Source organism: Mycobacterium sp. (genome assembly GCF_052144515.1).
Classification (GTDB): domain Bacteria; phylum Actinomycetota; class Actinomycetes; order Mycobacteriales; family Mycobacteriaceae; genus Mycobacterium.
This window is the reverse complement of sequence record NZ_JBKQQD010000574.1, coordinates 1-6,163: the sequence shown is the minus strand read 5'-3', so window position 1 is coordinate 6,163 and position 6,163 is coordinate 1. Positions and strand designations below refer to the sequence as shown.

5 protein-coding genes and 1 pseudogene are annotated in these 6,163 nt (G+C 63.9%); 2 read left to right on the top strand and 4 right to left on the bottom strand.

Annotated features, from left to right (window positions below; translation table 11 throughout):
- A partial coding sequence (locus ACLP9N_RS39790; RefSeq protein ID WP_442412533.1) for a hypothetical protein occupies positions 1–1,036 on the top strand: 1,036 nt, incomplete at its 5' end.
- Positions 1,037–1,211: 175 nt separating this feature from the next.
- Here ACLP9N_RS39790 and istB read toward each other — a convergent pair.
- The 4 genes and pseudogenes from istB to ACLP9N_RS39770 form a co-directional block, all read right to left on the bottom strand.
- On the bottom strand, positions 1,212–1,994 hold the full coding sequence (gene istB / locus ACLP9N_RS39785; protein WP_442412534.1) for an IS21-like element helper ATPase IstB: 783 nt from the start codon (positions 1,992–1,994) through the stop codon (positions 1,212–1,214).
- A 26-nt stretch (positions 1,995–2,020) separates the two neighbouring features.
- Positions 2,021–3,280 (bottom strand): IS21 family transposase, encoded by a 1,260-nt coding sequence (gene istA / locus ACLP9N_RS39780; RefSeq protein WP_442412532.1) that lies wholly within the window; start codon positions 3,278–3,280, stop codon positions 2,021–2,023.
- 378 nt (positions 3,281–3,658) lie between these two features.
- On the bottom strand, positions 3,659–3,919 hold the full coding sequence (locus ACLP9N_RS39775) for a hypothetical protein (protein ID WP_442412531.1): 261 nt from the start codon (positions 3,917–3,919) through the stop codon (positions 3,659–3,661).
- Positions 3,920–4,420: 501 nt separating this feature from the next.
- A pseudogene (locus ACLP9N_RS39770) lies at positions 4,421–4,732 on the bottom strand (cytochrome P450); the annotation flags it as partial.
- 34 nt (positions 4,733–4,766) lie between these two features.
- Here ACLP9N_RS39770 and ACLP9N_RS39765 point away from each other — a divergent pair.
- Positions 4,767–5,777 carry an LLM class flavin-dependent oxidoreductase gene (locus ACLP9N_RS39765; protein WP_442412530.1) on the top strand — a complete coding sequence of 337 codons (1,011 nt, stop codon included), beginning with the start codon at positions 4,767–4,769 and terminating at the stop codon, positions 5,775–5,777.
- The last annotated feature ends 386 nt before the right edge of the window (positions 5,778–6,163 follow it).

Here is a 6,163-nt window from a genome sequence, read left to right as displayed (position 1 = left end):
ACCCCTCACCCACGACGGCCTCACCGCAGCAGGCCGCGGCAAACACATCAGCCACCTGCGGTCGATCCTGGAGCACCATGGACTGCTCCCCCCGCGAGACGAACACCTGGCACGTTTCGAAGGATGGTTGACCGCCAAACTGGACACCATCGCCTCACCGGCGATCCGAGGACCCGTCGAACAGTTCGCCACCTGGCACCACCTGCGCCGGCTCCGCAACCAGTCAAAGCCCGGTCAAGGCACCGACGGCCCGAAACGATCGGCGAAACAGGAGATCACCGAGACGATCAAATTTCTGACCTGGCTCGAGGACACCCACGGCCGAACCGCCGCCGAATGCACACAACATGATGTCGACGCCTACCTCACCGCTGGGCCGACCACCCGCCACCTGATCCGGACCTTCTTCATCTGGACCAAGAGCAGCAAGATCAACACCCGAGTGCAGATCGGGTTCCGGCAAGCCAGAACAACACCAACGATCACCCAAGAACAGCGCCTCGGCTGGCTCAAGGAACTGCTCACCGGCGACGCCGAAAGCCTTCCCTACCGGGTCGCTGGCGTCCTGCTTCTGCTCTACGCGCAACCGCTCACCAAGATCGCAGCCTTGCAGGCCACCGCCATCGCCCGAGTCGACGGCGAGACCCGCATCGAACTGGGAAAAGAACCCATCCCGGTGCCGGAACCCTTTGCCTCACAACTGACCTACCATCTTCACCACCGGCCCAACCTGCGCACCGCCAGCGGAGCCATCGGAACTCCCTGGCTGTTCCCCAGCAGCCGACCAGGACAGCACCTCGACCCGCAAGCCATCATGCACCGGCTTCGATGGCTCGGCATCAACCTGCTGGGCTCACGCAACACCGCCCTGCAGGAACTCGTCTCCGAAATACCCGCTCCCCTGGTCGCCGACATGCTCGGATACAGCGACCAAGTCACCCAGAAACACGCCGCCGAAGCTGGGAACAGCTGGGCCAAATACGTTCGGCCCAACCCGCAAGGTCCGGATGCAAATGGGCAACCCGGGCTTTGGTAATGCTGACTAGCGAAAGGTTGACGGATTGCGCGCGAGCCGGGCAGGACTCGATATCGTCGATCCGGTGCCTACTACCTCAACCCAGGGCTCCTCCGCACTCACTCTCATTGCTCACTGTCAACGGCGGCCGAAAATTGACCCCTTTTCGACGGTTGAAAATTGACCCCCTTGGTGTTCATTCTTCGGTGGTCGATCCTGGGACGCGCCCGAGGTCGCGGTCTTTGATGCGGTAGGAATCGCCTTTGAGGGCGATGACCTCGGCGTGGTGGACGAGGCGGTCGATCATGGCGGCGGCCACGACGTCGTCGCCGAACACTTCGCCCCAGCGGCCGAACGGCTTGTTGGAGGTGACGATCAGGCTGGCCCGCTCGTAGCGGGAAGACACCAGCTGGAAGAACAGGTTGGCGGCTTCGGATTCGAACGGGATGTAGCCCACCTCATCGACGACGAGCAGCGGGTAGCGGCCCAGCCGGACGAGTTCTTGTTGAAGTCGCCCGGCGTGGTGGGCTTCGGCGAGTCGGGCAACCCATTCGGCGGCGGTGGCGAACAGTACGCGGTGGCCGGCCTGACAGGCCCGGATCGCGATACCGATCGCCAGGTGGGTTTTGCCGGTGCCCGGCGGGCCGAGGAAGACCACGTTGTCGCGGGCGCTGACGAAGTCCAGGGTGCCCAGATGCGCGATCAGGTCACGCTTGAGTCCGCGGGCGTGGTCGAAGTCGAACTCCTCCAACGATTTCCGGGATGGGAAGCGGGCCGCGCGGATGCGGCCCTCACCGCCGTGGGACTCGCGAGCCGAAACTTCGCGCTGCAGACACGCCACCAGGAATTCCTCATGAGTCCAGGATTCGGCGCGGGGCCGCTCGGCCAATCTGGCGACTGCTTCGCGCATCGTGGGTGCTTTCAGGGCGCGGGTCAAGAAGCTGATCTCGGCGGTCAGATCCCGGTTGTTCGACGACATCGCGGCCGACCGGGTGGTTTTGGTGGTCATGACACCAACCCGCCTTCGCCGAGGTCGATGCCCAGTGCGGTGTCGTAGTCGGCCAGCGCCCGCTGCTCGACGCTGATCTGATTATCGGGTTCACGCACCGGCCGCAGCGCACCGATCCGGTTGCGGCGCAGCATGTCGGCGGCTGCGCGGTGTTCGGGGTCGGTGATGGTTTGATGCCAGGCCCACACCCGCTGGTGATCGGCGACCACCTTGCCCTCACAGAACACCCGCACCCGGTCCAGATCAGCGAGGACCTCGATGCGCCGGCCGATCACCCCCGGATGCACGGAGCAGTCGTTGGAGTCCAACCGCACATAGTGATCGCGCGCCAACCGCGTCGTGCTGCGCCAGCCCACCGCCGGCGCCACCGGTGCCAGGGTGAGCATGGCTTGGCGGTCCGCGCCGATGCGGTCGGTCGGTGCGCACCCCAGCACCCGGCGGGTCCGCCCATTCACCATCTGCAGCCACTGCTGCACTTGGTGGTTGAAATCGCCGGGGCCACTGAAGGTTCGCCCCGGCAGAAACGACCGCTCCAAGTAGTCATGGGCGCGTTCGATGATGCCCTTATGCTCCGGTTCCCTGGGTTTGAGCACCACCACCTTCGCACCCAGAACCCCGCGAAACCCCTGACACTCGCCGGTGAGCTCGATACGGCCTGACCGCCAGCGCCCCACCGCGCCCTCGCCGTCCCAGACCAGGGTGCGCGGCACCGCTCCAAGCGCGTGGATCAGCTGCCACCACCCGGCGAACAGATCCTCGGCCTGCCGTGACGGGAGCAAAATCGCCGACAACCACCGCGAATAGCCGCACACCATCGTCAGCACCGGAAGCTGCATCGGGGTGCGGGCCTGCCCATACCCCACGGGCACGGTGGTTGGCGGGAACCAGAAGTCGCACTGCGCGATATCGCCGGCCGCATAGATCGTGCGGCCCGCCGGATCCGGCGGCAAATACGCCGGCCGCAACTCCCGAACGCGTTCCTTGAACACCGTCATCCCACGCGTCCAGCCGACCCGCTCGGCGATCACCGTGGCCGGCATCGTCGGCACGTCTTTGAGCTGGGCACGGATCGCGTCTTCGAACGCATCCACCGCCGAGCCCGCCGCCTTGCGTTCATACTTCGGCGGCCCCTCCGAGACCAACGCGGAGCGCACCGTATTCCGCGAGATCTTCAACGTCCTAGCGATCGTCTTAATCGGCAACCCCTCCGCTCGATACAACCTGCGGATCTCAGCCCAGTCCTCCACAGCCAACAACTCCCTTCTCCTCTCGGCTCACGCCGAGAATCGGTCGAAGGGGGTCAAAATTCGGGCGTCGACACGGGGTCAGTTTTCAGACGTCGCCGACACTCACAGATGTTGTTCTCACAATCCCGACGTTGCCACCTGAGACGAGCGCCGCTGACCTCGCGGTACCCGCACCTGTTCGCTGGCGCTCGAAGCGACCCTGACAAGTAAGCGAACTCCTGCGCTTCGCGGTTTCGGCGGTCGTTCGCGTGGCCTACCTGTTCGACTGCGGAGGAACACGGCGGAATCGAATATGGCGGCTTACCAGTAAAGTACGCTAAGTTCGTTATACCTTGTGCCGCAACATGGTTCGCTCCGTTGTTGCGAAACGAGCAAACACAGCGCGGATTAGCTGAGCTGCACCGGCACGATTTCGGTCCGCGCGATCGCTTGCTCGCGATCCGCAGACAGTGCGGTGCGGCGCGGATCAGACATGTAACTGTCCATCGCCTCTTGGGACGCCCACTCGAACAGCTGGATCTCCAGCGGCCTGCCGTCGGCGCCGTCTGTCCGGGCTCGGTGCACGACCTTCCCGTCGTACTCATTCACCAGTGTGAGGACCGAATCTTCGTAGGCGCTTAACGCCTGCTCCATCCCAGGTTCGGCCACAGAAACACATAGAACACCTGCTTCACTTCTGAAGGATGGCACGAGGCGACGGGGCTGTCCTAACGATTTTTGTCTAAGCGACCGCGACGAACTCGCACGACAGCAAACGACTATGCCGCGGAGCGTCGCCAGGACACCCAGCCGACTTGCCATCGCAATGCCGGCAACCAGCGCCGCTCCCCTGCCCCCATCTCGACCGATGCGCTGCTGCGTTCGGGAGGATTACGCAGAATCGGATATGGCGGGTTACCAGTAAAAACCCGTGTTTATTGCGGTGGTGAAACTGCCGGCGGGTGATGCGCCGCACATGCGGCCCGCCGTGCAGCTGCGTACAGCGATTTGCTCATGGCCGGGCCAGATGCGGCATTGGCACGGGACTGCGGACCGCACCAAGCAATCGACTCGGGCCCGAACGACTGCCCTAAGTTGACCATAGTCTTTATTAGCGGTAGCTAAAGGCTGCGAGTTACTTTGTATCACAACATTATTCGGTGCTCACGTTTAGCTCGCAAGTCGCGTCTCGAATTCAATGGGAAGCGTTGTCGGGCCAGAAATCCTAGTGATCGGCTTCCATGGCGCGGGGCCGACGCGGCGGGGGCTCGGCATATGCTGGGTGATCACGCGCAGCGCCTCGATGAGTTCGAGTCGTGCCAGATGTGCACCGAGCAGTAGTGCACGCCGCGCCGACGGTCATGATGGTCGGCGGCGCGGCGCGGGTGATGTCGAGATGGTCCGGGGCGTTGTACATTGACGGGTCACGGTGGCCGACGCTGTGTTGGCGATGACGCATGTGCCTGCTGGTATGAGGACGCCCCGCTCGTCAAAGGCGCTCGTGTAGTGAGTTGCTATGTTGCCAACCATGTTGACCTTCGGCTACCTCTACGACTTTCGTAACCCGCCACAGTGGTACCGGCGCCCGGCAGAGCTCTACGCCGAAACCCTCGACATCATCGCCGGCACTGAGGCCTTGGGGTTTGCCGGTGCCTGGCTTCCCGAACATCACCTCGCCGACGACGGCTACATGCCCTCACCGCTGGTGACGCTGGCGGCAGTGGCGGCGCGCACCACGAGCATGCGGATCGGCACGGCCGTCGCACTGGCCCCGCTGCACCACCCGGTTCGCTTCGCGCAGGACTGTGCACTGCTGGACACCTTGTCCGATGGCCGGCTCGACATTGGCCTTGCGATCGGCTACCGCCGGCGCGAGACCGCCGCATTCGGGATCGATTTCACGAGGCGTGGAGCACTTTTCGACGAGTTCCTGCAGATAATCGGCAGGCTCTGGGCTGGCGAAACGGTCGACTTCGACGGGACCTATTTCCAGATTGCCGGCGCCAAACTGATGCCGCCCGCGCCACGCGGCCACATCCCGCTCTACATCGGCGGCTTCGCCGGAAAAGCCGTGCAACGCGTCGCCACCTACGGGGACGGCTATCTCGGTACCGCCGAGGTCTGCGGCCTATACGTCGACAAGCTCCGCGAGCTCGGTAGGGATCCTGCCGCCGCCCGCCTGCGCATCACCGCGCTGACCACTGTGGTCGCCCGCGATCCCGAGCAGGCGATGGCGGAACTCGCACCGCACTACCTGCACATCAACAACAGCTACGGGCAGTGGAATAACGAGGACAACGCACTCGGCATGGCAGGAATGCGGCCGATGAGCCTCGAGCAGTACAAGGCCAGCGGCGAGCTGCAGATCCTGACACCAGAGCAAGCGATCGCCATGCTGACGGACCTGGATCAGCGGACGCCGCTCGAGCACTACATTATGTTGGCGCCGCCGGGCTTGCCGGCCGACCGCTTCATGGCCTATGCGGAGGTCTTCGCCACCGACGTGCTGCCGGCCTTCGCCCGATGAGCGTGGGACCGCTACAGTGCACTACCCCACAACTCGCAACGCATGAATACGCACCGTTACCAGTTTTGCTACGTAGCTGTTACGGGCTGATCAAATGGCGAGCCGTGCTTGGGCTCGGCCGTACGCTGCCGGGAAAGCAATCGCGAATAGCGGCCGTTTCCCACGAAGTGGCTTTTGTGGCGCGTGCCCGCACAGAACTGCGGCCTGGTTCCTGAGTTGACCTGGGACCCGTGAGCTGGAGCCGACTTGGACGGCGTTGCGGCAACTTGGAAGCGGGAATCCGATCTCCTTCGCACCCACGGCGTGTTTACCGCGCTCCCCCGCCCGCTGCAGCCGGCCGGTCTGACCGAATACGACCGATCCGAATATGCAGGGTTACCAGTAAA

Coding starts and splice junctions, on each gene's coding strand:
- istB (WP_442412534.1), bottom strand. CDS start 1,994: ATGTCGTCGAACAACCGGGATCTGACCGCCGAGATCAGCTTCTTGACC.
- ACLP9N_RS39765 (WP_442412530.1), top strand. CDS start 4,767: ATGTTGCCAACCATGTTGACCTTCGGCTACCTCTACGACTTTCGTAAC.